Origin of the sequence: Pseudomonas sp. 8AS, assembly GCF_902506505.1 — a bacterium.
GTDB lineage: Bacteria > Pseudomonadota > Gammaproteobacteria > Pseudomonadales > Pseudomonadaceae > Aquipseudomonas.
Map to the genome: position 1 here is coordinate 1,353,746 of NZ_LR733406.1, position 24,078 is coordinate 1,377,823.

The 24,078-nt window shown below is 65.6% G+C and carries 24 protein-coding genes; 7 read left to right on the top strand and 17 right to left on the bottom strand.

Annotation, left to right across the window (positions count from 1 at the left end; genetic code table 11):
- Positions 1-22: 22 nt before the first annotated feature.
- On the bottom strand, positions 23-2,098 hold the full coding sequence (locus GV001_RS06270) for a carboxy terminal-processing peptidase (protein ID WP_160078781.1): 2,076 nt from the start codon (positions 2,096-2,098) through the stop codon (positions 23-25).
- Between the two features lie 134 nt (positions 2,099-2,232).
- Here GV001_RS06270 and GV001_RS06275 point away from each other — a divergent pair, with 134 nt between their 5' ends.
- A complete protein-coding gene (locus GV001_RS06275) occupies positions 2,233-3,195 on the top strand; it encodes an NAD(P)H-quinone oxidoreductase (RefSeq protein WP_160078783.1) in 963 nt (320 codons plus the stop codon).
- Between the two features lie 307 nt (positions 3,196-3,502).
- Positions 3,503-4,297 (top strand): SDR family oxidoreductase, encoded by a 795-nt coding sequence (locus GV001_RS06280; protein WP_160078784.1) that lies wholly within the window; start codon positions 3,503-3,505, stop codon positions 4,295-4,297.
- Between the two features lie 61 nt (positions 4,298-4,358).
- Here GV001_RS06280 and GV001_RS06285 read toward each other — a convergent pair whose 3' ends face one another.
- The 3 genes from GV001_RS06285 to GV001_RS06295 form a co-directional block, all read right to left on the bottom strand.
- Positions 4,359-4,937: a TetR/AcrR family transcriptional regulator gene (locus tag GV001_RS06285; protein WP_160078786.1), complete on the bottom strand. Its 579-nt coding sequence runs from the start codon at positions 4,935-4,937 to the stop codon at positions 4,359-4,361.
- A 117-nt stretch (positions 4,938-5,054) separates the two neighbouring features.
- Complete coding sequence (locus GV001_RS06290) at positions 5,055-6,185, bottom strand: thiolase family protein (RefSeq protein WP_160078787.1); 1,131 nt, start codon at positions 6,183-6,185, stop codon at positions 5,055-5,057.
- 44 nt (positions 6,186-6,229) lie between these two features.
- A complete protein-coding gene (locus GV001_RS06295) occupies positions 6,230-6,769 on the bottom strand; it encodes a PaaI family thioesterase (RefSeq protein ID WP_160078789.1) in 540 nt (179 codons plus the stop codon).
- A 138-nt stretch (positions 6,770-6,907) separates the two neighbouring features.
- On the opposite strand from GV001_RS06295, the gene GV001_RS06300 reads away from it, so the two are divergent.
- The gene (locus tag GV001_RS06300; protein WP_160078791.1) at positions 6,908-8,116 is read left to right on the top strand and encodes a Bcr/CflA family efflux MFS transporter; all 1,209 of its coding nucleotides are present in this window, start codon (positions 6,908-6,910) and stop codon (positions 8,114-8,116) included.
- Positions 8,117-8,151: 35 nt separating this feature from the next.
- Positions 8,152-9,552 carry a dihydrolipoyl dehydrogenase gene (gene lpdA, locus GV001_RS06305; protein WP_160078793.1) on the top strand — a complete coding sequence of 467 codons (1,401 nt, stop codon included), beginning with the start codon at positions 8,152-8,154 and terminating at the stop codon, positions 9,550-9,552.
- A 6-nt stretch (positions 9,553-9,558) separates the two neighbouring features.
- On the opposite strand, the gene GV001_RS06310 is transcribed toward lpdA, so the two are convergent.
- Genes GV001_RS06310 through GV001_RS06335 form a run of 6 tightly spaced genes read right to left on the bottom strand, consistent with a single transcriptional unit; the run spans position 9,559 to position 14,744 of the window.
- On the bottom strand, positions 9,559-10,212 hold the full coding sequence (locus GV001_RS06310; RefSeq protein ID WP_160078794.1) for an HAD family phosphatase: 654 nt from the start codon (positions 10,210-10,212) through the stop codon (positions 9,559-9,561).
- Entirely contained in the window at positions 10,212-11,201 is a 990-nt protein-coding gene (locus GV001_RS06315; RefSeq protein WP_160078795.1) for an ABC transporter ATP-binding protein, read from the bottom strand. Before GV001_RS06315 ends, GV001_RS06310 begins: the two co-directional genes overlap by 1 nt.
- On the bottom strand, positions 11,198-11,995 hold the full coding sequence (locus tag GV001_RS06320; protein ID WP_160078796.1) for an ABC transporter permease: 798 nt from the start codon (positions 11,993-11,995) through the stop codon (positions 11,198-11,200). The genes GV001_RS06315 and GV001_RS06320 overlap by 4 nt, the downstream gene beginning before the upstream one ends.
- Positions 11,982-12,827, bottom strand: a complete 846-nt coding sequence (locus tag GV001_RS06325; protein ID WP_160078797.1) for an ABC transporter permease subunit — start codon at positions 12,825-12,827, stop codon at positions 11,982-11,984. The genes GV001_RS06320 and GV001_RS06325 overlap by 14 nt, the downstream gene beginning before the upstream one ends.
- Positions 12,824-13,630 carry an alkaline phosphatase family protein gene (locus GV001_RS06330; protein ID WP_160078798.1) on the bottom strand — a complete coding sequence of 269 codons (807 nt, stop codon included), beginning with the start codon at positions 13,628-13,630 and terminating at the stop codon, positions 12,824-12,826. The genes GV001_RS06325 and GV001_RS06330 overlap by 4 nt, the downstream gene beginning before the upstream one ends.
- A 58-nt stretch (positions 13,631-13,688) precedes the next feature.
- Positions 13,689-14,744 (bottom strand): ABC transporter substrate-binding protein, encoded by a 1,056-nt coding sequence (locus GV001_RS06335; protein ID WP_160078799.1) that lies wholly within the window; start codon positions 14,742-14,744, stop codon positions 13,689-13,691.
- A 312-nt stretch (positions 14,745-15,056) separates the two neighbouring features.
- Between GV001_RS06335 and GV001_RS06340 the strand changes: the two genes are divergently transcribed.
- Entirely contained in the window at positions 15,057-15,773 is a 717-nt protein-coding gene (locus GV001_RS06340) for a UTRA domain-containing protein (RefSeq protein WP_160078800.1), read from the top strand.
- 131 nt (positions 15,774-15,904) lie between these two features.
- Here GV001_RS06340 and GV001_RS06345 read toward each other — a convergent pair whose 3' ends face one another.
- The 5 genes from GV001_RS06345 to minC all read right to left on the bottom strand — a co-directional run bounded on the left by GV001_RS06345 (position 15,905) and on the right by minC (position 20,007).
- Complete coding sequence (locus GV001_RS06345; RefSeq protein WP_160078801.1) at positions 15,905-17,194, bottom strand: M18 family aminopeptidase; 1,290 nt, start codon at positions 17,192-17,194, stop codon at positions 15,905-15,907.
- A gap of 101 nt (positions 17,195-17,295) precedes the next feature.
- Positions 17,296-17,931 (bottom strand): RluA family pseudouridine synthase, encoded by a 636-nt coding sequence (locus GV001_RS06350; protein WP_160078802.1) that lies wholly within the window; start codon positions 17,929-17,931, stop codon positions 17,296-17,298.
- A 178-nt stretch (positions 17,932-18,109) separates the two neighbouring features.
- Positions 18,110-18,364 (bottom strand): cell division topological specificity factor MinE, encoded by a 255-nt coding sequence (gene minE, locus GV001_RS06355; RefSeq protein ID WP_021701941.1) that lies wholly within the window; start codon positions 18,362-18,364, stop codon positions 18,110-18,112.
- A complete protein-coding gene (gene minD, locus GV001_RS06360) occupies positions 18,364-19,176 on the bottom strand; it encodes a septum site-determining protein MinD (protein WP_160078803.1) in 813 nt (270 codons plus the stop codon). The genes minE and minD overlap by 1 nt, the downstream gene beginning before the upstream one ends.
- 99 nt (positions 19,177-19,275) lie before the next feature.
- Entirely contained in the window at positions 19,276-20,007 is a 732-nt protein-coding gene (minC, locus tag GV001_RS06365; protein ID WP_160078804.1) for a septum site-determining protein MinC, read from the bottom strand.
- A 110-nt stretch (positions 20,008-20,117) separates the two neighbouring features.
- Here minC and GV001_RS06370 point away from each other — a divergent pair, with 110 nt between their 5' ends.
- Together GV001_RS06370 and GV001_RS06375 are read left to right on the top strand one after the other, a co-directional pair.
- On the top strand, positions 20,118-21,053 hold the full coding sequence (locus GV001_RS06370; protein WP_160078805.1) for a lipid A biosynthesis lauroyl acyltransferase: 936 nt from the start codon (positions 20,118-20,120) through the stop codon (positions 21,051-21,053).
- 36 nt (positions 21,054-21,089) lie between these two features.
- Positions 21,090-22,304 (top strand): patatin-like phospholipase family protein, encoded by a 1,215-nt coding sequence (locus GV001_RS06375; protein WP_160078806.1) that lies wholly within the window; start codon positions 21,090-21,092, stop codon positions 22,302-22,304.
- A 58-nt stretch (positions 22,305-22,362) separates the two neighbouring features.
- Here the strand turns inward: GV001_RS06375 and GV001_RS06380 are convergent, their stop codons facing one another.
- Both GV001_RS06380 and GV001_RS06385 read right to left on the bottom strand, forming a co-directional pair.
- Complete coding sequence (locus GV001_RS06380; protein ID WP_160078807.1) at positions 22,363-23,214, bottom strand: pirin family protein; 852 nt, start codon at positions 23,212-23,214, stop codon at positions 22,363-22,365.
- Positions 23,215-23,315: 101 nt separating this feature from the next.
- Complete coding sequence (locus GV001_RS06385) at positions 23,316-24,074, bottom strand: VacJ family lipoprotein (protein WP_372238575.1); 759 nt, start codon at positions 24,072-24,074, stop codon at positions 23,316-23,318.
- Positions 24,075-24,078: the final 4 nt, after the last annotated feature.

A 24,078-nucleotide genomic window follows, 5' to 3' on the forward strand; every position in this document is an offset into this window, starting at 1 on the left:
TTGATGACGTCTGCGGCGCGCCTCAGTGCTTGGCCACCTGGGTGTCCATGCCCAGGTAGTCGAGCAGGATGCGCCCGCTCTCGGTCAGGTAGGCGTCGTCTTCCGGCTTGGCCTTTTCCGGCTCGACGGGGAGGCTGTCTTCGTCCTCTTCCTTGATCTCCTTGAGCAGCTCTTCGCCCTTGGCCGTGCGCTTGGCGTTTTCCAGGGCCAGCTGGCGGGCCTCGATGCTGGCGCGCTGGCTGCGGCGGGTCTGCTCGTTGAGGCTGATGCTGGTCTGCTGCATCAGTTCCTGGGCCAGGGCCAGGCGCTCGCGGGTGAAGACGAAGTCCGGGTTGCTGGCGGTACGCGCGTCGTGTCGGGCCTTGAGCTCGGCGAGGAACGGCTTGAACGGGTCGACCTCCGGCTTGACCGCGGCGCGGATGCTGTCCCACGGCATGGCTTCGGGCAGGGCGCTCTCGCCGATTTCCTGGGTGTCGACCACGTCCGGGTAGGCGATGTCCGGCAGCACGCCCTGGTGCTGGGTGCTCTGCCCGGAAACCCGGTAGAACTTGGCCAGGGTCAGCTTAAGCTCGCCGTGGTTGAGTTCCTGGATGGTCTGCACCGTGCCCTTGCCGAAGGTCTGGCCGCCGAGGATCAGGCCGCGGTGGTAGTCCTGCATGGCACCGGCGAAGATTTCCGAGGCGGAGGCCGACAGGCGGTCGACCAGCACGGCCAGCGGGCCGGTGTAGAACACCCCGGGCTCCTCGTCGGCCAGCACGTCGACGCGGCCGTCGCTGTTGCGCACCAGCACGGTCGGGCCCTGGTCGATGAACAGGCCAGTCAGTTCGGTGGCTTCCTGCAGGGAGCCGCCGCCGTTGTCGCGCAGGTCGAGAACCACGCCGTCGACCTTTTCCTGTTTCAGTTCGGTGAGCAGGCGTTTGACGTCGCGGGTGGTGCTCTTGTAGTTCGGGTCGCCGGCGCGGAAGGCCTTGAAGTCGAGGTAGAAGGCCGGAACCTTGATCACCCCAAGCTTGTAGTCGCGGCCGTCATGCTTGAGCTTGAGGATCGACTTCTGCGCCGCCTGTTCCTCCAACTTGACCGCCTCGCGGGTGATGCTGACCACCTTGCTGGTCTGGTCGCTGGCGGCGTTGCTGGCCGGGATCACTTCCAGGCGCACGGTGGAGCCTTTCGGCCCGCGGATCAGCTTGACCACTTCATCCAGGCGCCAGCCGATCACGTCGACCATCTCCTTGTCGCCCTGGGCCACGCCGATGATCTTGTCCGCCGGAACGATCTGCTTGCTCTTCTCCGCCGGGCCTGCGGGCACCAGGCGCACCACCTTGACGTATTCGTTGTCCGACTGCAGCACGGCGCCGATGCCTTCCAGCGACAGGCTCATGTTGATGTCGAAGTTCTCCGCGTTGTCCGGGGAGAGGTAGTTGGTGTGCGGGTCGTAGGTCTGGGCGAAGGCGTTGATATAGGCCTGGAACACATCTTCGCCGCTGGTCTGGTCGAGGCGCTTGCGCTGATTCTGGTAGCGCTTGGTCAGCAGCTCCTCGATGGCCTTGGGTTCCTTGCCGGCCAGCTTGAGGCGCAACACCTCATCCTTGACGCGCTTGCGCCAGAGGTCGTCGAGTTCGCCACGGTTCTTCGCCCAGGGCGCGTTCTCGCGGTCGACCAGCAGGCTTTCCTCGACGCTGAAGTCCAGCGCGCCGGTGTTCTGCAGCAGCTTGAGGGCGTAGTCCAGGCGTTCCTGGACGCGCACCAGCTGGCGCTTGTACATGAGGAAACCGGGTTCCAGGTCGCCGCCTTTGAGCAGGTCGTCGAATTTGTTGCGCCACTGGTCGAATTCGGCGATGTCGGCGGCGGTGAAGTAGCTGCGCGCCGGGTCGAGCATCTTCAGGTAGCTCTCGTAGACCTTCTGCGAGCGCGTGTCGTCGAGCGGCGGCTTGTTGTAGTGGTGGCGCTTGAGCAGCTCCACCACGTTCAGGCTGGCGATGATCTGCTCGCGGTCGGGCTGCAGGTAGTCCCAGTTCTCCGGGCCGGTCTTGGCGGCTGCCGGCAGGGCGTGCAGGCCCAGGACGAGGGCGAGGGCGGTGATGGAGAAGGAACGCAGCATAGTGATTCGACGCGATGGCAGGTGATAACGCATATTAGGCCGTCTTTTGAGCGCCCGGTTCCATCCGAACCCGGCAGCATAATGCAGAAATCCCGGCACACTGCGCCGGAAGGCACATTCACTATGGAGGCAGCATGAAGGCATTGCAAGGCGTCGAGGGGCAGGTTGAATGGTGCGAACGGCCCAGCCCGGCCTGCGATGTAGGGCAGATTCGCGTGCGGGTGGCGGCGGCCGGGCTCAATCGTGCCGACCTGCTGCAGCGCGCCGGAATGTACCCGCCGCCGCCCGGTAGCAGCGACATCCTCGGCCTGGAGTGTGCCGGGGTGGTCAGCGAAGTCGGTGCCGGCAGCGCCTGGCAGGTCGGCGACCGGGTCTGCTGCCTGCTGAGCGGGGGTGGCATGGCCGAGGAGGTGGTGGTCGATGCCCGCCATGCCCTGCCGGTGCCGCAGGGCCTGTCGCTGGCCGAAGCGGCGGCGCTGCCGGAAGTGTATGCCACCGCCTGGCTCAATCTGTACCAGCTGGCGGCCCTGAAACCGGGCGAGAAGGTGCTGCTGCACGCCGGTGCCAGTGGCGTCGGCTCGGCGGCGATCCAGCTGTGCAAGGCCTTCGGCAACCCGTGCTGGGTCAGCGTCGGCTCCGCCGAACGGCTGGCCTATTGCGAGAGCCTCGGCGCCCAGGGTGGCGCCCTGCGTGGCGAGAACCTGGAGAGCCTGCGCGATTTCGCCCCGTTCGACGTGATCCTCGATCCGGTCGGCGCCGCCTATGCCGAGCTGAACCTGGCCCTGCTGGCGCGCGACGGGCGCTGGGTGAATATCGGCCTGATGGGCGGCAGCAAGGCGCAGCTGGACATGGCCCTGCTGCTGGGCAAGCGCATCCAGCTGACCGGCTCGACCCTGCGCAACCGCGATGACGAGTTCAAGGCGGCGCTGCTCAGCGATCTGGGCCAGCATGTCTGGCCATTGTTTGCCGAGGGGCGACTCAAGCCGCAACTTCAACAGGCCTATGCTCGTAAAGATGCCGAGGCCGCCTTTGCTGCGCTGGCGAGCAATGAGGTCAGCGGCAAGCTGGTGCTGGCAATAGACCCGGCATTGCTCTGAGCGCCTGTTTGCGATCTGCTGTGCGTTGGCCTGCTGCACTGAGAACAGTCTCGCCAAGGCTTTCGACCACCTGATCGGCATCCAGTTGATGCACTGAGCGCTCGCGCTGTACACCACGGACAACCTGCAAGGGTTGTCCGTTTTTTATGCCTGGCGTTTGCGTGAGTGAGCCTGGGCGTTTCTCGGGTGGTGTGTCGATAGATTTTATTACGACCGACATACAATATTTATATTACGTGTGTAATATAAATAGGCGCACTATACCCACAGACACGCTCAACCCACCGCAGAATCGAGGAAACAGACGATGAGCAAGCAAAACGCACAAGGTACCGCGCTGATCACCGGCGCTTCTTCTGGCATTGGTGCCACCTACGCCGAGCGGCTGGCCCGCCGCGGTTATGACCTGCTGCTGGTGGCGCGTGATCTGCCGCGCCTGGAGGCGTTGGCCGGGCGCTTGGGTGAGCAATACGGGGTCCAGGTCGAAACGCTGAAGGCCGACCTGACCGACAAGGCTGACCTGCTCAAGGTGGAACAGCGTCTGCGCAACGATTCGGCGATCAGCCTGCTGGTCAACAATGCCGGGATGGCGATGAATGGCAGCCTGGCCGAGGCTGACCTGGACACGGTAGAGCGCATGATTCTGCTCAATATCGTCTCGTTGACGCGCTTGTCTGCCGCCGCTTCTGCGAGCTTCGGCGCCGCCGGACGGGGCGCGATCATCAATATCGCCTCGGTGGTGGCCCTGGCCCCGGAAATGTTCAACGCCGTCTACAGCGCCAGCAAGGCCTATGTGCTGAGCCTGAGCCAGACCCTGCAGGGAGAAATCGGCAAGCTGGGCGTGCAGGTGCAAGCCGTGCTGCCGGGCATCACCCGTACCGAGATCTGGGAGCGCAGCGGCATGGATGAAGCGGCGTTGCCACCAAGCATGATCATGGAGGTCGGCGAGATGGTCGATGCCGCCCTGGCCGGCTTCGATCAGGGCGAGCTGGTGACCATTCCATCGCTGCCGGATGCCGCCGACTGGGCCGACATGCTCAGCGCCCGGGCCAAGCTCGGGCCGAACCTGTCGCACAGCAGCGCGGCGGCGCGTTACAAGTAAGCCGCCCGGCGATCGTCGAAAAGCCCCTGGTGCAGCACTGCGTCAGGGGTTTTTTATGTGCTCAGTCCGAGGCCTTGAGCGTGGCGCTGCTGTGTGCGATCAGCAGTTCGCGGACGCTGCTGAGCACACGCTCGGACAATGCGGCGTCGCTGACGCTGCGTGACAGCAGCAGCGCGCCGACCAATGCCGAGAGGATCAGCACGCTCTCCCGTGCCGCGTCCTCGCCGTGCAGGCAGGATTCGATCATGGCCAGGCGATTGTTCACCACTTCATCGGTAATCGGGCTGGCTTGTCCGCGCTGGCCCAGCTCGGCCGACATGGTCGGTAGCGGGCAGCCGGCTCCTGGGTTGTCGCGGTGGGCGTCAGACAGATAGCTGGCGATAAACGCCGGCAAGGGGGCTGGCTGGTTCTGGATCTCGGCCGTGACGTAATCCAGGTCCTGCGCGGCTTGGCGCAGGGCGGTAGCCACCAGCTCATCCTTGGACTTGAAGTGCGCATAGAAGCCACCGTGGGTTAGCCCCAGGGTTTTCATCAAGGGCTGCAGGCCGGTGGCCCCCACTCCGTCGCGGCGGAACAGGCGCGCCGCCTCAGCGATGATGCGCTGGTGGGTCTGGGCTTTATGGTCTTCTGAATAACGCATGGAGTACCTGGCCGCTGGTTTTTAGATGTTGCTTGCCATCTTACCTGCTTCGTCTGGCTGCTTCAGCGCCCGGCGCACTGACGCGCCGGGCGGCTGTGGTGGTGTTCCATTACCGGGTCAGACTGCTTCCAGCAGGGTGGCAACGCCCTGGCCGCCGGCAATGCATTGGGTGGCAATGGCATAGCGGCCGCCCGTGCGTTGCAGCAGGCTGGCGGCCTTGCCGGTAATCCGTGCACCGGTTGCCCCGAGTGGGTGACCGAGGGCCAGGGCGCCGCCGTCGAGGTTGACCTTGGCCATGTCCAGCCCCAGTTCGCGCACGCAGGCCAGCGACTGGCTGGCGAAGGCTTCGTTGATTTCCACCAGGTCAATGTCCTCGATGCGCAAGCCGGCGCGCTGCAGCACCTTGCGTGTCGCCACCACCGGGCCCATGCCCATGATTTCCGGTGCGCAACCACCCACGGCCACTGCCTTGATGCGCGCCAAGATATTCAGGTGATGGCGACGGGCAAAGTGTTCACTGCACACCAGCACGGCGGCACTACCGTCGGTGAGCGGTGACGCCGTGCCCGCGGTCACGCTGCCGCCAAATGCTGGTTTGAGCTGAGCCAGGGCCTCAAGGTGAGTGCCGGGGCGGATGCAGCCATCGGCCTCGACTATTCCTTCGGGCGTGCTGATGGCGACCAGTTCATCGCGAAACAGACCGCATTCACGAGCCGCAGTGGCTTTGGCGTGTGACTCGACGGCCATGGCGTCCTGGTCGTTGCGGCTGATGTTGAAGCGCTTGGCTACTTCCTCTGCCGTGTGCCCCATGCTCATGTAGACCTGTGCAAAGTCCTTGAACAGTGTGGGGTTGGGGGAGATGTTGAAGCCGCCCATGGGCACGCGCGTCATCGACTCGACCCCCGCGCAGAGAAAGGCCTCGCCGGCGCCGAGCATGATTTGTCCGGCTGCGAAATGCACGGCAGTCATCGACGAGCCGCAGAAGCGGTTGACCGTTGCCCCACCGAGGGTATCCGGGAAACCGGCGCGGAAGCTGGCAATGCGGGCGATATTCATGCCCTGTTCGGCTTCCGGGTAGGCACAGCCCATGATCACGTCTTCAATCTCCGCTGGATCGAGGTCGAGTTTGTCCACCAGACCGCGCAGGGTCTGAGCCGCGAGATCGTCCGGGCGGAGGTTGATCAGAGAGCCTTTCTTGGCGAAGTGAAATGGCGAGCGCGCAAAACCAGCGATGACGATGGATGACATGGTGTTGTTCCTCATGGCAATTGGCGGGAAAGACGAAACCGGTTTCAGCCGGGCATGTTGAGAATCAGGCAGGTGGTCGAACCGACGGCGTACAGGCGGTCGTCGACATCGTAGATGCGCCCTTCGGCCAGCGCAGTGCTGCGACCGACATGCACGATGCGACCTTCCGCGCGGATCGGCCCGACCGTGCTGCTGAGCGGGCGGATGTAGCTGACCCGCAAGTCGGTGGTGGTGTAGCCCTGGCCGCGCTGCAACTGGGTGTGAATGGCGCAGCCCATGCAGGAGTCGAGCAGGGTCGCGGCGTAGCCACCATGCACGCTGCCCAGCGGGTTGTAGTGGCGTGCATCGGGCGTGCCCTGGAAGACGAAGCGTCCGGATGACCATTCCAGCGGGATGAAGTCGAGCAGGTGGCCAAAGGGCGGGGAGGGCAGTTCGCCGCTGCCGATGCGGTCAAAGAACTCCTGCGGCAGCAGCGTGCTGACCTGCGCCAGGCTCATGCTGCCTGGGGCGCCGAGGCTGGCGCGCATGGCCTGTTCGGCGGCGCGCCAGGCGGCCAGTTTGTCGTCGCGGGATGGGCTGCTCATGGTTGTGACCTCCGGGCGGGGTGGATCGATGGTGGGGCGTGGTGATTTAAATTATGTGCATAATTTAATAGATCATATTATGGCTGAAATATAAATGCCTGGCGACCCGCGCCGGCTACCGCACACAGGGCGCAAACCATGCACAGCTACCCATCTCCCTCGCGCAGGCTGCTGTTGATCCTGATTGCCTTGACCGCCCTGGGGGAGATCTCCACCCAGCTGATCATTCCCAGCCTGGGGGCCATCGAGCTGGTCATGGCGGCGCAGCCGGGCAGCAGCCTGTTGGCGCTGTCGGCCTTTGTCGCGGCGTTTGGCCTGGGGCAACTGCTGCTTGGCCCGTTGTCTGACCGCCTTGGCCGGCGGCCGGTGCTGCTTGCCGGGCTGCTGGTGTACCTGCTGGCCACCCTGTGGATGCTGCTGGCCAGCAGCATGGGCGAGTTTGTCGCCGCCCGCGTCCTGCAGGGCGTGGGGGCCTGTGCGGCTCTGGTGCTGGCGCGCGCCATCGTGCGCGATGTGTGGCAGGAGCAAGCCGGTCCGGCTTTGGCGCTGACGGTGATCGGCATGCTCTGCGCCATTGTCCTGTCGCCGATGATTGGCGGGGTGCTGACGCTGTATGGCGGCTGGCACGCGCCGATTCTGCTGGCCCTGCTGATCGGCTCGGGCGTGCTGCTGGCGGTGTTGCGCGGCTACCGCGAAAGCAACCCGAACCTCGACCCGCAGGCCGGACAGTTGCGCGGGCTGCTCGGCAACTACCGAGATTTGCTGCGCGCCGCCTCGTTTCGCGCCTTTGCCCTGACCCTGGCTGGCACCTACGGCGCGATGTTCGCGGTGATCGCCGGTTCTTCGGCGGTGTATATCGGCCTGTTGCAGCTAAGCCCGGCGCAGTACGGGGTGACCTTTGCCGCGATCGTTCCGGCGCTGATCGCCGGTGCCTTGTTCACCCAGCGCATGATCCTGCGCCTGGGCCCGCAGAAAATCGTCGGCATCGGTGTGGCGCTGGTTCTGGCGGGGGCCATCGCCACGCTGCTGGTGTACCGCCTGGCCGGTTTGTCCGTACTCGGCCTGTCGTTGCCGCAAGTGCTGGTGACTTTGGGCGGCGGCATGCTGCTGCCGGCTGCGGTGGCCGGCGCGGTGATTCCCAATGCCCATCGCGCCGGTTTGGCCGCCGGCTTCATGGGCTTTGCGCAGATGGCCGGGGCCACCTGCAGCGGCCTGCTGCTCAGCCTGCTGGCGGATGGCAGCGCTTGGCCTATGGTGTTGCTGAATACTCTTTTCGCCGTGGCGGCGTTCGCTGCCTTCCACCTGCTGCGCCCGCGGCCGCTGGCGAGCACCGCGCTGGCCCGCTAACCCTGACAGTCTGTGTCATCCAGAGGAGCGACTGCATGAGCAACTATGACGTGCTGATCATTGGCGGCGGGCCCGGTGGCTACAACGCGGCGATTCGTGCCGGGCAGCTGGGTCTCAAGGTCGCCTGCATCGAGGGCCGCGAGACCCTTGGCGGCACCTGCCTGAATGTCGGCTGCATGCCGTCGAAGGCCTTGCTGCATGCCTCGGAACTGTATGAAGCGGCGACCAGCGGCGAGCTGAACAACCTCGGTATCGAGGTCAAGCCGACGCTCAATCTGGCGCAGATGATGAAGCAGAAGGATGAAAGCGTGACCGCCCTGACCAAGGGCATCGAGTTTCTGTTTCGCAAGAACAAGGTCGAGTGGATCAAGGGCTGGGGCCGCCTGAACGGGCCGGGCAAGGTCACGGTAACCCTCGCCGATGGCGGCGTGCGCGAGCTTACGGCCAAGGACATCGTGATCGCCACCGGCTCGGAGCCGACGCCACTGCCTGGGGTGACGATCGATAACCAGCGCATTCTCGACTCCACCGGCGCGCTGGCCCTGGCCAAGGTGCCCAAGCACCTGGTGGTGATCGGTGCCGGGGTGATCGGCCTGGAACTGGGCTCGGTGTGGCGGCGCTTGGGCAGCGAAGTGACGGTGGTGGAGTACCTCGAGCGCATTTGTCCGGGCCTGGATGACGAAACCGCCAAGACCCTGCAACGCACCCTGAGCAAGCAGGGCATGCGCTTCAAGCTGGCAACCAAGGTCAGCGCCGCCAAGGCCACGGCCAAAGACGTGACCCTTGACCTGCAGCCGGCTGCAGGTGGCGAGAGTGAGCAACTACAGGCCGACTATGTGCTGGTGGCCATTGGCCGCAGGCCTTATACCGCCGGCCTCGGCCTGGAAACCGTCGGCCTGGCCACCGACAAGCGCGGCATGCTGGAAAACCAGCAGCACCGCAGCAGCGTGCCGGGGATCTGGATTATCGGCGACGTCACCTCCGGGCCGATGCTCGCGCACAAGGCCGAAGATGAAGCCATCGCCTGTATCGAACGGATTGCCGGGCATGCCGCCGAGGTCAATTACGAGGCGATTCCCGGGGTCATCTACACCAAGCCGGAAGTCGCCAGCGTGGGCAAGACCGAGGAGCAGCTGAAGGCCGCAGGGCGTACCTACAAGGTCGGCAAGTTCCCCTTCACCGCCAACAGCCGGGCGAAGATCAACCACGAGGCCGAAGGTTTCGTCAAAGTGCTGGCCGATGAGCGCACCGACCAGATTCTCGGCGTGCACATCATCGGCCCCAGTGCCGGAGAGCTGATCGGCGAGTACTGCGTGGCCCTGGAGTTCAGCGCCTCGGCCGAAGACATCGCGCTGATCTGCCACCCGCACCCGACCCGCTCCGAGGCCCTGCGCCAGGCGGCGATGAGTGTGCATGGCCGGACCATGCAGGCGTGAGGGCTTTCAGCGCCAGCTAAGAACCGGCCAGCCAGCCTGCTCGGCGTGCTGCAGCAGGGTGGGGTCGGGGTTGACCACATGGGGCTTGTCGACCTGCTGCAGCAGCGGCAGGTCGTTGCGCGAGTCGGAATAGAAGTAGGCGCCGGCCAGGCTTTCCCCTTGTTCTGCCAGCCAGGCTTGCAGGCGCAGCACCTTGCCTTCGCGGTAGGTCAGCACGCCGCGGGTCTTGCCGCTGTAATGGCCGTGCTGCTGCTCCAGGTCGATGGCCAGCACTTCCGCGATGCCCAGGCGCTCGGCGATGGCGCTGACCAGGAAATGTGCCGAAGCGGAGATCACCAGCAGGCGGTCGCCGGCGGCGCGGTGGCGGGCCAGGCAGCGCATGGCGTCGCTGTAGATGATCGGCTCGATGACGTCCTCGACGAAGGGGCCGACGACGAACTCGACTTCCTCCTGGGTGCGCCCCACCAGCGGCGACAGGGTGTAGGCCATGTAGTCCTCCATGGCCAGCTCGCCCCGGGAATAGAGGGCCATCAGCTCCTGCTCGCGGGGCAGGAAGCTGTCTGCATCGACCCACTGGATGGCAGCCATGTGGCCGGCCCACAGCGAGGCGCAGTCGCCGTCGATCAGGGTTTCGTCGAGATCGAAGATTGCCAGGGCCATCAGGCCACCTCCCGGATTGCCTGTTCGTCGATGGTCAGGCCGATGCACTGGCCCTTGCCGATCAGGTCGCCTTCGCGGCGGTTGAGTACGTCGACCACCAGCTGCACGCCGTTGGCTTGTACGCGGTAGCGGATGACGTTGCCGAGCAGGCTATGGCCGAGGATTTCCGCGGCGATGGCGCCGCTGTGGTGCAGCTTGATGGCTTCCGGGCGGATGGCGATGCGGCTGCTGACCGGGCGCAGCAGTAGGCGGCTGGCGGTTGGCGCATCGAGCAGGTTGTAGTTGCCGATGAAACCGGCGGCGAAGGCATCCACAGGGGCGGTGTAGAGGGTTTCGGCGGAGCCGCTCTGGACTATCTTGCCGGCGTTCATCAGGAAGATGCGGTCGCTCAGGGTCAGCGCCTCTTCCTGGTCGTGGGTGACGAAGATGGTGGTCAGCCCGAGCTCCTGCTGGATGCCGCGGATCTGCTCGCGCAGGTGCTTGCGGATGCGTGCATCCAGTGCCGACAGCGGCTCGTCGAGCAGCAGCAGGCGTGGGCGGGTGACCAGCGAACGGGCCAGGGCCACGCGCTGGCACTGGCCGCCGGACAGCTGGTGCGGGTAGCGGCTGGCGAAGTCGCCCAGCTCGACCATGGCCAGGGCTTCCTGCACGCGCTGGGCGCTCTCTTCCTTGCCGACCTTGTGCATGCGCAGGCCGAAGGCGACGTTCTGCGCCACGCTCATGTTGGGGAACAGCGCGTAGCTCTGGAACACCATGCCGATGTCGCGCTTCTGCGGCGACAGCGGCACCAGGTCCTGGCCATCGAGGAGGATCTGCCCGCCGTCCACCTCGGTGAGGCCGGCGATGCAGCGCAGCAGGGTGGATTTGCCGCAGCCGGACGGGCCGAGCAGGGTGACGAACTCGCCCTGGGCGATTTCGCAGTTGATGTCGCTGAAGATCGAGGTGGCGCCGTAGCTTTTGTGCAGGCCGCGGATGCTCAGGTAACTCATGGTCTGTCCTTATTCAGGCGATTGGCCGCCCAGGTGAAGATCAGCACGAAGAAGAAGTAGGAAATCACCAACGCGCTGTTGAAGTGGCCGCTGCTGTTTCTCATGTTGTTCAGGTAAACCTGCAGGGTCTCGTAGCGGGTGCCGACCAGCAGGTTGGCGAACACGAACTCGCCGAACAGGAAGCTGAAGGAGAGGAACAGCGACACCATCAGGCCCTTGCGCAGGTTCGGCAGCACCACCAGGAAGGCGGCCTGCCAGGTGTTGGCGCCGAGCAGCTGGGCGGCGTCCATCAGGTCGCGCAGGTTGATCGCCTGCAGGTTGTTGGTGATCGCCCGGTACATGAACGGCAGGGCCACGGTGAAGTAGCAGCCGATCAGGATCCACGGCGTGCCGACCATCGCCAGCGGCCCGGAGCCGTAGACCTGCAGCAGGCCGACCGAGGACACCACCGGCGGCACGGCGAACGGCAGCAGGATGAGGATGTTCATCAGCCCGTCGAGCTTGGGGAAGTGATAATGCACCACGAACAGCAGCGGCAGGATCAGCACCGTGGCCAGCAACAGGGAACCGAAGCACACCAGCAGCGACTGGCCGAAGGCGGCGAGGAAACGCGGGTCGCTCCACAGCGCCAGGTACCACTTGAAGGTCAGGCCGGACGGCAGGATGGTCGCCGACCAGCTGGTGGACAGCGAGTAGAGCAGGGTGCCGGCCAGCGGCAGCAGCAGGATCAGGAACAGCAGCCAGACCACCGTGCGGTGGTAGAGGGCGGCCGGCTTTGCATCAGCGCGCGACATGGTAGCTCCTCTTCAGCAGCCACTGGTGCACGGCGGTGATCACCACCATCAGGCCCACCAGCACCATCGCCAGGGCGCTGGCCATGTCCGGGTTGAGGCTGATATCGCCGGCGACCATGGCGGCGATGCGGATCGGCAGCACGTTGAAGTTGCCGGTGGTCAGCGCATACACCGTGGCGTAGGCGCCCAACGCATTGGCCAGCAGGATGACGAAGGTGCCGAGCAGCGCCGGGGTCAGCACCGGCAGGCCGATATGCCGCCAGAAGTCCCAGGTGCCGGCGCCGAGCAGGGCGGCGGACTCGCGCCAGTCCTCGCGCAGGGCGTCGAAGGCGGGGTAGAGCAGCAGCACGCCGAGGGGAATCTGGAAGTAGGTGTAGAGCACGATCAGCCCGGTCTTGGAGTACAGGTTGAAGTCTTCGATGATCCCGGCCTGCTTGAGCAGCAGGGTCAGTGCGCCGTTGAAGCCGAGGATGATGATGAAGGCGAAGGCCAGCGGTACCCCGGCGAAGTTGCTGGTCATGTTGGAGAAGGCCATGACGAAGTCGCGCAGTTTGGAGTCGACCTGGCGCAGCGAGTAGCTGCCGAGCACGGCGATGACGATGCCGAACAGGCTGGACCAGAAGGCGATCTGCAGGCTGTGCTTGATCGCCTGCAGGTAGAACTTGGAGCCGAAGATCTTCTCGTAGTTGCCCAGGCCCCAGGCGTCGCCGACGTTCAGGCTGTGCACCGCGACCCACAGCAGCGGGGCAATCTGGAAGGCGATGAAGAAGATCGCAAAGGGCAGCAGGCATAGCAGCGCCAGCCATTTGCCGCGGGGTTTGCTTGCCGTCACTTGAGCAGTTCCTTGCACAGCGGTTTGTCGTGGCTGGCGCCGAGCAGGGCGCAGATGGTGCCGCACAGCTCGGTCTGCTGCGGCAGCGCGCTGGCATCCAGGCTGAAGGCGCTGCCGGCGACGAACAGCGGTACTTCGCGTTCTTCCGCCAGCAGACCGTTGTGCGAGTGGTCGTTGTTCATGCCGTGGTCGGCGGTGACCAGCACCTGGTAGCCGGCATCCAGCCAGCGCTGCAGGTATTCGGCCAGGAGGATGTCGGCGCGGCGCGCGCTGTTGCGGTATTGCGCCGAGTCCAGGCCATGCTTGTGGCCGGCGTCGTCGATATTCATCGGATGCACCAGGAGGAAGTTCGGCTGGTGCTGTACGCGCAGGTGCTCGGCATCGGCGAACAGGTGCGAGTCCGGGTAGTGGTCGGCGTAATAGAAGTGGCCATGCTGGATCGGCAGGGTGCTGTCGCTGGTGTGGCGGTCGCGGGCCGCATCGAAGGGCGCGCGGTTATACAGCTCGCTGATCCAGTGATAGGCCGCGGCGGCGGTGGTCAGGCCAGCTTCGCGGGCGTAGTGGAAGATGCTGCGCTGGTTGGACAGGCGCACCACTTCGTTGTGCACGATGCCGCTGAGGATGGGCGGCACGCCGGTCATCAGGCATTCGTAGAGCGGGCGCGACAGCGCGGGCAGCTCGCATTCGAGCTTGTACAGCGCGGCGCGGCCAGCGCCGCAGTAGGCCTGCAGATGGCCCAGCGCATGCCGTGCCACCTCGTAGTTCAGGCCATCCAGTAGCACCAGGATGACGTTGTGTTTCATCGAGCGATTTCCTTGAGCAAAAACACGGCCCGGCGAGTGCCGGGCCGTGGGCGAACGCTTACTGCATTTCGATGATCACGTTTTCCTGCCACAGCTGCGGCAGCGCTTTCGAGGTGGCTTCCCAGGCTGCCGGGTCCTTGATCGGCTGGACCTTGGCGTACTGCGCGTTGGGCAGCAGCTTGGCCTGCACCTCGGCCGGCAGGCTCAGGTGCTCGGCGCGGATCGGCCGCGCGTTGCCCTTGGCCAGGTTGATCTGCCCGGCGTCGGAGAGGATGTACTCACGCGCCAGCTTGGCCGCGTTGGGGTGCTTGGCGTACTTGTTGATGATGGTGGTGTAGCCGGAGATCACCGAACCATCGGACGGGATCAGCACTTCGAAGCGGCTCGGGTCGATCTGGTCGCGGTAGGACAGGCCGTTGAAGTCCCAGACGATGCCGACTTCCACTTCGCCTTTTTCCAGGGTCTGGATGGTCGGGTTGGACAGGCCCAGGCGGCCCTGCTTGGCGATCTCGGCGAAGAAGTCCAGCCCCGGCTGGATGTTCTTCTCGTCGCCGCCGTTGGCGATGGCGGCGGCCAGTACGCCGTTGACCGCCTGGGCGGCGGCGCTGACGTCACCGATGGCGACCTTGTACTTGCCCTGCTTGAGGTCGGCCCAGGACTGCGGCACGTCCTTGACCAGCTGCTTGTTGACGATGAAGGCGATGGAGCCGGTGTAGGCCAGCATCCAGTGGCCGTCCGCATCCTTGGCCCAGGTCGGAATCTGTTCCCAGGTGGTGGGTTTGTAGGCTTGGGTCACGCCCTGCTGCACGGCGATGGGGCCGAAGGCGGCGCCAACGTCGCCGATATCGGCGGTGGCGTTGTCCTTCTCGGCGGCGAACTTGGCGATTTCCTGGGCCGAGCTCATGTCGGTGTCCATGTGCTTGAGGCCGTAGACTTTGTTCAGGTCGGCCCAGGTGTCCTTCCAGTTGGCCCAGCTGTCCGGCATGCCGACGCTGTTGACCTCGCCCTCTGCGCGGGCGGCTTGTTCCAGGCTCTTTACATCCTCGTTGGCCATGGCCTGGTTACCCAGAATAATGGCCGATCCCATCAGTGAAGCCAGCAGCAGGCGTTTCATGGTGAAGCTCCTTAGCAGGGTGAAAGATTGGTCTAGATCAGCAAGACCCAGGCCAATCTAGAAGCTTTCTATGACGTTTTTATGGCGACCTGGCCCCGGTTTCCCTGGGCCGGCCCGCGTCTGCAAGCGTAGACCATGGCTAAGTGGCTGATTTGCCGAAAGACTGCCGGGCCTTGTGGCATGCGGCGTGCAGGCGATCGGGTGGCGCCCCGGACTGTCACGCCACGGTCATCTAGGCTGCCTAGCATGGCCGCACTTTCGGCCGGTCGTGCCCCTTGCTGGTGCTGGTCTATTCCAGAGTGGAGTTTTTGCATGCGCGACGAAGCGCCCCGTACCGTTACCGCCATCTGCCGGGCCCTGCAGGAACAGATCGAGCATGGCCTGCTGGCGCAGGGCAGCCAGCTGCCGGCCGAGCGCAAGCTCAGCGAGCTGTTCGAGACCACCCGCATCACCCTGCGCGAGGCGCTGGGGCAGCTGGAAGCCGAAGGCCTGATCTATCGCGAGGAGCGCCGCGGCTGGTTCGTCTCGCCGCCGCGGCTGGCCTACAACCCGCTGGTGCGCAGCCACTTCCATGCGATGGTGCGCGAGCAGGGCCGGCAGTCCTCCACCGAGCTGCTCAGCGCCCGACTGATGCCGGCGCCGGTGGATATCTGCGCGCTGCTGGAGTTGCCGGCGCTGTCGGCGGTGCTGCAGATCCGCCGTGCGCGGCGCATCGACGGGCGCCTGGTGCTGTATGTCGAGCACTACCTGAATCCGGCCTACTTCCCCGGCATCCTGCAGTTCGACCTGACCTGCTCGCTGACTGAGCTGTACGCCAGCGAGTACGGGATTCATTACGGGCGGGTGCGTTTCGACATCCTGCCCACCGCCTTGCCGGCCGAGGCGGCGAACAGCCTGAAGGCCACCCTGGGCAGCCCGGCGCTGCGCATCACCCGGGTCAACCGCGACCAGCACGGGCGGCTGATCGATTGCGACCTGGAGTTCTGGCGCCACGACGCCATTCACGTCAGCGTCGAAGTGCCGGAGTGAGCGATGCGGTGCCAGGTTTGCGCTGGGTGGGTTGTGGTTGAGCCCAGCGCCAGGGCGGCTGGTCAGCAAGAGGTCGGGCTGGGCTGCGCTCGTTGGGCTTCGCTGCGCTCAACCCAACCTACGCGATAGCGTTACGCCAGTTCGGCGCTGGCGTAGAAGGCCGTCAGCACTTTCACCAGGTGGGCCAGGTCATGGCTGCCGGCCAGCTCGCGGATCGAGTGCATGGCGAAGGTCGGCAGGCCGATGTCCACGGTGCGCACGCCCAGCTGGCTGGCGGTGATCGGGCCGATGGTCGAGCCGCAGCCCATGTCGCTGCGCACCACGAAGCTCTGCACCGGCACTTCCTCGGCCAGGCACAGGTGGCGGAAGAAACCGGCGGTCTCGCTGTTGGTGGCGTAGCGCTGGTTGCTGTTGACCTTGATCACCGGGCCGGCGTTGAGCTTGGGGCCGTGGTTGGCATCGTGTTTGTCGGCGTAGTTGGGGTGCACGCCGTGGGCGTTGTCGGCCGACACCAGCAGGGATTTCTGGATGCTGCGCACGAATCCGTCGCCCTCCGGCAGCACGCGGCGCAGCACCTGCTCGAGGAACGGGCCGTCGGCGCCGCAGGCCGAGCAGGAGCCGATTTCCTCGTGGTCGGTGCACACCAGCACGCAGGTTTCGTCGCCTTCGGCTGCCAGCAGGGCCTGCAGGCCGGCGTAGCAGGACAGCAGGTTGTCCAGGCGCGCGCCGGCGATGAAGTCCTGGTTGAGGCCGATCACTGCCGCCGGCTGGGTATCGTAGAAGCTCAGTTCGTAGTCCAGCACCGCGTCGGCGCTGATGCCGTGCTCTTCGGCCAGGCGGTCGGTGAGCAGGGCGCGGAAGTCGGCCGGTTCTTCGCCGGCGATCTGCGCCAGGATCGGCGGCAGCTCGTTCTGCTGGTTGATCGCCCAGCCCTGGTTGGCCTCGCGGTTGAGGTGGATGGCCAGGTTGGGAATGGTGGCGATCGGCAGCTCGAAGTCGATCAGCTGGCTCTGCACCTTGCCGCCTTCGCGGAAGGTCACCCGCCCGGCCAGCGACAGGTCGCGGTCGAACCAGGGGGCGAGCAGGGCGCCGCCGTAGACTTCCACGCCGAGCTGGAAGAAGCCCTGGCGCTGCAGCTCCGGCTGCGGCTTGACGCGCAGGCAGGGGCTGTCGGTGTGCGCGCCGACCAGGCGCAGGCCGCCTTCCAGGGTACTGCGCTTGCCCAGCCTGAAGGCGATCAGCGAGGAGTCGTTGCGGGTCACGTAGTAGCGTCCGCCGGCTTCGGTATGCCAGGGCTCGCGCTCGTCCAGGGCCCGGTAACCGGCGGCCTGCAGGCGCTGGGCCAGGCTGCGGGTGGCGTGGAAGGGGGTGGGCGAGGCCTTGAGAAATTCGATCAGGCCCTGATTCAGCTCTGCACGCATAACGGACTCCAGACGGCGATGCCCCGAGTTTATCGGATTTGTCCGGGGCCGGCCCGCTTTAACTCGGGCCATACGGGCCCTCGGCGCTGCTCAGGGCGGGCTCAGAACGGTGCCGGGCACTCGAAGCGCAGGCGCTCGCCGGTCTGCGGGTGGGTCAGGCTGAGCATGCTGGCGTGCAGGCACAGGCGCGGCCAGGCGGCCAGGGCCTGTTTGTGGGCGTACAGGCCGTCGCCGAGCAGCGGGTGGCCGATCGACAGCATATGCACGCGCAACTGGTGTGAGCGACCGGTGATCGGCGTCAGCTCGACCCGGCAGTAGTCGCCGCAGCGCTCGAGAATGCGCCAGTAGGTCAGGGCATGCTTGCCGTGCTCATGGTCGACCACATGCCGCGGCTTGGTCGGCGGGTCGTAGCGCAGCGGCAGGTCGATGCTGCCGCTGTCCAGTTCGGGCTGGCCCCAGCACAGGGCGGTGTAGGCCTTCTCGGTCTCGCGGTCGTGGAACTGGCGGGACAGCTCGCGGTGGCTGTCGGCGTCGCGGGCCAGCACGATGATGCCGCTGGTCTCCCAGTCCAGGCGGTGGACGATGCGCGCTTCCGGGTAGCCGTTCTCCTGCAGGCGGGTCACCAGGCAGTCGCGGTTGTCCTCGGCACGGCCGGGCACCGAGAGCAGCAGGGTGGGCTTGTTGATCACCAGCAGGGCGGCGTCCTGGTGGAGGATTTCGACATTCGACAGCGGCATGGGTAGACCCAAAATGAAATGGCGGCCATTAAGGCCGCCATTGTTCAACATCAGTGCAGTGAAAACGTAGCGAGCGAAGGTCAGGCAAGGCGAAATCAGGCGAAGAAGCGGAGTTTACATACCGTAAATGAGCATTCTGAGCCTGATTTCAACGCAGCATCACCGAGCGCAGTAGTTTTCACCGATCGGGCAGGGTGATATTGAGTTCCAGAATGGAGCAGCTGCCCTGGTTTTCCAGCGCGACCTGCACCTGATCCTGCTCGATGTTGACGTACTTGCGGATCACCTCGACCAGTTCCTTCTGCAGGGCCGGCAGGTAGTCCGGCTGGCTGCGCTGGCCGCGCTCGTGGGCGACGATGATCGACAGACGCTCTTTCGCAATCGACGCAGGGGTTTCCTTCTTGCGTTCACGAAAGAAGTCGAAAATGTTCATTAGCGCGCTCCAAACAGGCGTTGCATGAGTCCTTTCTTCTGCACATCGAGGAAGCGATGGGGCACTTCCTTGCCCAGCAGGCGGTCGACGGCATCGCCGTAGGCCTGGCCGGCATCGCTCTGCTCGTCGAGGATCACCGGTACGCCCTGGTTGGAGGCCTTCAGTACCGCCTGGGATTCCGGGATCACGCCGAGCAGGTTGATGGCGAGGATTTCCTCGACGTCTTCCACGCCGAGCATTTCGCCCTTGGTCACGCGCTCCGGGTTGTAGCGGGTCAGCAGCAGACGCTCCTTGATCGGCTCCAGGCCCTGTTCGGCGCGGCGCGACTTGCTCGCCAGCAGGCCGAGCATGCGGTCGGAGTCGCGTACCGAGGAGACTTCCGGGTTGGTCACGACGATCGCTTCGTCGGCGAAGTACATGGCCAGGTGCGCACCGGTCTCGATGCCGGCCGGCGAGTCGCAGATCACGTATTCGAAGTTCTGCGACAGCTCGTCGATGACCTTGCCCACGCCTTCCTTGGTCAGCGCGTCCTTGTCACGGGTCTGGCTGGCGGCCAGCACGTACAGGTTCTCCAGGCGTTTGTCCTTGATCAGGGCCTGGGTCAGGGTCGCTTCGCCGTTGATCACGTTGACGAAGTCGTACACCACGCGGCGCTCGCAACCCATGATCAGGTCCAGGTTGCGCAGGCCGACGTCGAAGTCGACGATGACGGTTTTGTGCCCGCGCAGAGCGAGACCGGTGCCGATGGCGGCGCTGGTGGTGGTTTTACCCACGCCACCCTTGCCGGAAGTGACTACGAGGATCTTGGCCAAGGTGATTCACCCCAAATATATGAAAAAGCGGGAAATCCGGCGCCGGTAAACTGGCTTCCGAATGCCCTTTTGCTCCCTGAAATTGGGCCGCAGTATCCGTTAAAGGCGGGTGATGTTCAACACGTCACCCGACAGGCTGACCTGTACCGATTGCCCCCACAGCGGATCGCGGCGCAGGTCTTCGGCGGTCTTGTACTGGCCGGCGATGGAGAGCATTTCCGCGCCCATCTGCTGGCAGAAAATCCGTGCCTGGGTATTGCCCTTGACGCCGGCCAGGGCGCGTCCGCGCATCGGGCCGTACACATGGATATTGCCGTCGGCGAGAAGTTCCGCGCCGGCGCTGACCGGCGACAGCACCACCAGGTCGCCGCCCTGGGCGTAGATCTGCTGGCCGCCGCGCACCGGGGTGGTGACCACACGGCTGGGCTTGAACACCGGCTCGGCGGGTTTTTCCACCTTCTTGCGGCTTTCCACCGGTTCGACCAGCTTCTCGCGCGCGCCGGATGGCGGCAGCACCGGCAGATCGAGGGCATTGGCGGCGGCGATGTCTTCCTCGCGGCTGGCGCGAATGGCCAGGGTGCGCAGGCCGCGGTTGCGGCACAGCTCCATCAGCTTGGCCAGGTCGAGGTTGCCTTCGCCGTCCGGCAGCTTGTCCAGAGCCAGCACCAGGGGAATGTTCTGGAAGAAGTTGGGGGCCTGGGCGACCTTGTCGGCCAGCTGGCGGTCCAGGCGCTCCAGGTCGTTGTGCGCCAGCTCCAGGATGGTGATGGCGAGCATGCTGCCCTTGAGCTGGAACACGGGGTCTTGGTCGAGGAGATCGGCTTGGCTCATGGTCTTGTCGTGCCTTGTGATGGCGACGACTTATAGCGATAAGACCGTGAGGCCGCAAGCCGCGCGAGTCCTGTAGAATGCCCGGCCTTGTCGTCTGTCCGGAATGTTTCATGGATCGCCCGCAATTTAGTGCCTATTTCCTGCATCCGCGTTTCTGGCTGTTGTGGCTGGGGATGGGGCTGCTCTGGCTGCTGGTGCAGTTGCCGTATCGCTGGCTGCTGGTGCTGGGGCGTGGGCTCGGCTGGCTGATGTATCACCTGGCCGGGGCGCGCCGGTACATCATCGGGCGCAACCTCGAACTGTGTTTTCCCGAGCTGTCGGCCGCCGCGCGCGAGTCGCTGCTGCGCGAGAACTTTGCCTCCATCGGCATGGCCTTCTTCGAGACCGCCATGGGCTGGTTCTGGTCGCGACGGCGTCTGGCCGGCCTGGCCCACATCGAGGGGCTGGAGTTGCTCAAGCAGGCCCAGGCGGAGGGCCAGGGGGTGATTCTGATGGCGGTGCACTTCACCACCCTGGAAATCGGTGCCGCGCTGCTGGGGCAGGTTCACACCATCGACGGCATGTACCGTGAGCACAAGAATCCGGCCTTCGACTATATCCAGCGCCGCGGTCGCGAACGGCACAATCGCGACGCCACCGCCATCGAGCGCGATGACGTGCGGGCGATGCTCAAGGTGCTGCGCAACGGTCGGGCAATCTGGTACGCGCCGGATCAGGACTACGGCGCGCAGCACAGCGTGTTCGTGCCGCTGTTCGGCGTGCCGGCGGCTACCGTCACGGCTACCAGCAAGTTTGCCCGTCTGGGCAAGGCCATCGTCGTGCCCTTTACCCAGAGCCGCCTGGCCGATGGTCGGGGTTATCGGCTGACCCTCCATCCGCCGCTGGCCGATTTCCCCGGCGAGAGCGAGGAAGCCGACTGCCTGCGTATCAATCAATGGATCGAACAGGTCGTGCGCCAGCACCCGGAGCAGTACCTGTGGGCCCATCGGCGCTTCAAGACCCGCCCGCCGGGCGAGCCGAAGCTGTACAAGAAGCGCCGCCGATAGCCCCTATACTGGCAAAAAGACCCGCGGGAATCGTTCATGAATCAAGCCGTGCACACCGACACCCCGCTGACCGGGCTGATTCTCTCCGGCGGCGGGGCCCGGGCGGCTTACCAGGTCGGCGTGCTCGGGGCGATCGCCGACCTGTTGCCGGATGCCGCGCACAACCCGTTCCCGGTGATAGTCGGCACCTCGGCCGGAGCCATCAATGCCGTAGGCCTGGCCTGTGGCGCCCTGCATTTCAGCGAGGCGATCCGCCGCCTGACCCAGGTCTGGCAGAACTTCCATTGCGACCAGGTCTATCGCACCGACTGGCCCGGTGTGCTGCGCCAGGCCGGGCGCTTCATCGGCCACAGCCTGCTGGGCATGGGCGGGGATATTCCGGTGGCGCTGCTCGACAGCTCGCCGCTGCGCGCCATGCTCGAGCGCGAACTGGATTTCTCCGGGATCGCCGCGGCGGTGCGCATGCGCCAGCTGCGCGCGGTGGCGGTGACCGCCTTCGGCTACGAGAGTGGCCAGGCGGTGACCTTCTACCAGGGCCGCGCGACCATCGACCCCTGGTTCCGTCACCGCCGGGTCGGCGTGCCGACCCGCCTGAGCCTGGAGCACCTGCTGGCCAGCGCCTCGATTCCGCTGATCTTTCCGCCGGTCAAGGTCAATCGCGAGTACTTCGGCGACGGCGCGGTGCGCCAGTCGGCGCCGATCAGCCCGGCCCTGCACCTGGGCGCCAATCGCGTGCTGGTGGTCGGGGTCAGCGGCAACCCGCTCGGGCGCGAGGCCAACCAGATGGTGCCGCGCCCGCAGAGCGGCAGGCCGCCAAGCCTGGCGCAGATCAGCGGGCACATGCTCAACAGCACCTTCATCGACAGCCTGGAAGGCGATATCGAGCTGCTCGAACGGCTCAACCACATGGGCCGCCTGGTGCCGTCCGGCCTGCATCCGCGCGGGCTGGGCCTGAAACCGGTGGAGGTGCTGGTGATCGCCCCCAGCCAGCCGCTGGACCAGATCGCCGCCCGCCACCGCCACGAGCTGGCCCGCTCCATGCGTTTCTTCCTGCGCGGCCCGGGGGCGACCCGTGCCAGTGGAGCCGGGGTGCTCAGCTACCTGCTGTTCGAGCCCGGCTACTGCAACGAGCTGATCGAGCTGGGTTATCAGGACGCCATGGCGCAGAAACAGGAGTTGAGCCGTTTCCTCGGCCTGGCCGTGCCCGTGCCCTCGGCCAGCGAGGTGATGGGCGTGACCTCGACGCGCTGAGCCTGGGTTGAGCGCAGCAAGCCCGGCTCCGGCGCTACGCCCCCAATCCGCCCAGCCCTCAGGCCTCGGTCAGCTTGTCGTCGCGAAAGTCACGCAGGGCCTGCTCGATCTCCTCGCGGCTGTTCATCACGAAGGGGCCGTACTGCACGATAGGTTCGCCCAGCGGCGTGCCGGCGATCAGCAGCACCCGGGCGCCGGCCTCGCTGGCCAGCTCGATCGCGCCCTGCTCGGACAGGCGCACCAGGCGGCTCTTGCCGACGGCATGGCCGTTCACTCCCAGCTCGCCCTCATAGACATACAGCAGTACCCGCTGGCCATCGGCCAGGCGCGGGGCGATGCGGCTGCCGGCCGGCAGGTGCAGGTCGAACAGTTGCGGCAGGGTGTGCGGGCGCTGCACGGCGCCGGCCTGCTGCACTTGGCCGTCGTCGAACTGCCCGGCGATCACCGTGACGGCCACGCCGCCGGCGCTGACCAGACGCGGGATTTCCTCCGGCGCATAGTCGCGGTAGCCGGCGGCGCCCAGCTTGTCCCTGGCCGGCAGGTTGAGCCACAGCTGGAAGCCGCGCATCACGCCCTCCTGCTGCTCCGGCATTTCGCTGTGGATGATGCCGCGGGCGGCGGTCATCCACTGCACGCCACCGCTCTGCAGCAGGCCGACGTTGCCCAGGTGGTCTTCGTGGCGCATGCGTCCTTCGAGCATGTAGGTGATGGTCTCGAAGCCGCGGTGCGGGTGCGGCGGGAAGCCGGCGATGTAGTCGTCGGGGTTGTCCGAGCCGAACTCGTCGAGCATCAGGAAGGGGTCGAAACGCTCGATGCCGGCGCCGCCGAACACGCGGGTCAGGCGCACGCCTGCACCGTCCGAGGCGGCTTGGCCGATATGCTGGGAGACGACTTGGCGGAACTGGGTCATGGGGCACCTCCGAAGTGGGAATGTGTCCATGCTATGCCTATCGATTGAATGGATGGTTGCGAAATGCGCGTCGATTCAATCGAATCCATCGATGCTTATCGCTACTCGGCGATCTGCAGCTTGCGCGCCTCGCGGTAGACGTAGCGGATCTTCTCGTACTCGAACGGGCTATTGAGCTGGCCATAGCGCAGGTTGGTGCTGTGGCGCAGGTCGACCACGCGCAGGCCGGTGATTTCCGGGTGTTCGCTGCTGGTTTCGCTCATGTTCAGGTAGTTGATCTGGCTCTCCGCGGCGAAGTCGAAGACCTTGCCGCCGGTGTCGCGCAGGTTGGACGGGCCGAGCAGCGGCAGCATGACGTAGGGGCCGTCGGGCACACCGTAGAAGCCCAGGGTCTGGCCGAAGTCCTCGCTCTGCCTGGGCAGGCCGAGCCGGCTGGCCGGGTCCCACAGTCCGGCCACGCCGACCGTGGTGTTGAGCAGCAGGCGCCCGGTGGTCTGCAGCGAGCGTTTGCCCTTGAGCTGCAGCAGGCTGTTGAGCAGGTTGGGTACATCGCCCAGGTTGCCGAAGAAGTTGCTCACGCCGCTGCGCACCAGGCGCGGGGTGACGTAGCGGTAGCCGTTGACCAGCGGCAGGAACACCCATTCGTCGAAGCGGTAGTTGAAGTGGTAGACCCGCCGGTTCCACGACTCCCAGGGGTCGTAGACGTTCAGCGCGCTGAGGGTCGAGCGCTCGAACTCGCGCTGGTCGAGGCTGGGGTTGAACTGCAACTGGTCCAGCGGATTGGTGAAGCCGTCGGCATCCGTGTCGGCCTGGGCGGCGCCGGCCAGCAGCGCCAGGCCCAGCAGCCCCGCTTGCGAAATCCCT